This is a genomic window from Flavisolibacter ginsengiterrae DSM 18136, assembly GCF_059568575.1.
The window spans coordinates 1-1,736 of record NZ_JCANTR010000059.1 but is presented as its reverse complement, the minus strand read 5'-3'; the positions used below and the strand labels follow the sequence as shown (position 1 = coordinate 1,736).

1 protein-coding gene is annotated in these 1,736 nt (G+C 46.9%); it reads right to left on the bottom strand.

What is annotated here, in order from left to right; genetic code table 11:
• On the bottom strand, window positions 1–1,736 hold a 1,736-nt coding region (locus tag BP74_RS21605), incomplete at both ends, for a DUF8696 domain-containing protein (protein ID WP_496377640.1).

The window sequence follows — 1,736 nt, the reverse complement described above, 5'->3', positions numbered from 1 at the left end:
CCTGTACAACCGCCAGCTGTAAGCGTAACCGTACCTGGTCCACACCTGGAAAAACCAGTCCCTGTAGGAGCTGCAGGAATCGGGTTGACTGTGGCTACAACAGCCGTTCTGGCACTTTCGCAACCTTGGCTATTCGTACATGATACATAGTAGGTAGTTGTTGAAGTAATGGAAGGTGTGGTAAAGACTGTACCGGTGCCGAGAGAAGACCCACCGGAAGCTGCAGCGTACCAGTTCATTGTTCCGGAACAGCCCGATGCTGTAAGATCAACAGTGCCCGTACCGCACCGGGAAGCACCTGGTGCAGTTGGAGGAGCAGGTGAAGGTTTTACTGTAATGGTAAAATTCGTGGGTGTTCCGGGGCAACTTAATACCGGGTTACCTCCCGTATATACAGGTGTAACGGAAATGGTTGCCACGATATCGGAACTGCCGGCATTTACAGCTGTAAAGGAAGGAAGGTTCCCGGAGCCACTGGCCGGTAACCCGATCCCGGGAGCACTATTTGTCCAGTTATAGCTGGTCACATTGGTGCCGGTAAAGTTCACCGCAGCTGTGCTCTGTCCATTACATACAGTTTGGTTATTTACCGGGTTTATAGTTGGAACAGGATTAACCGTTAATGTAGCTGCATTGCTAAAGCTTGCTGTACATCCTCCATTGGAATATTTTGCACGGAAATAAAAACCGTTTTGAGAGGGATTGGGAGTAAAGGTATAGCTGGTTGAAAAATTACCAATAAGAGAAATTGTAGTGGTGTTCGGAATATCTATCCAATTAACATTGTCGGTACTATATTGCCAGGACATATATACGGTACCGTTACCTCCATTTGCATTGGATGTAAAGGTTACTGTTCCATTGCCATTACATCCTGTTTGATTGGAAGGATTCAAACCAAGATTTATAGGTGCCCCAACATGCAGCAATGTAACATTAGTGGTGGCGGTTGCACAATTATTGGTAAAAACAGCCCGGTATTTCCAGCCTTCCTGGTTTGTTCCCGTGTTAACAATGGTATAGCTAGAACTAGTTGCTCCACTGATGTTATTCCAGGTAGCACCATTATCTGTACTTAACTGCCATTGTACAGTAGGTGCCGGGTTACCTGTTGCTGAGGCAGAAAGTGTCAGGTTATTATTCTTACAGGCACCAGTATCGACAGGCGTATTACTCGTAATAACCGGCGGGGCATTTACTGACAAAGTGCCGGTTGCAGAAGCAGAAATACACCCGGTTGTATTATTAGTTACAGTTACACTATAATTACCGGCGATAGTACTGGTAAAACTTGCCACATTACCCGGATTGGTAACTCCTCCCGGAACAGACCAATTATACGTATATGCCGGGCCTGAAGGATTTGGAGTAGCGGTTATGGTTGTTGGTCCTGCACCGGTACAATAAATGAGTGGAGCATTTAAACTGACTGTGGGAACTGCATTTACAATCACTGTAACAGTAGCCGTATTAGTACAACCATTGGCATCTGTTCCTGTAACAGTATAAGTTGTTGTAGCACCAGGATTAGCCACGACACTCGATCTTGTCGTAGCAGATAATCCCGTTGCAGGCGACCAGCTATAGGAAGCAGCTCCAGTGGCTGTCAGCGTTGCTGTTGTCTGACCAGCACAGATGGAAGGTGCAGATGAAGAAACACCTACATTAGGTATGGGGTTCACCACCACGGTAGTACCGGCAGATGCTGCTGATGGACATCCCGAAGCACTGGTGGT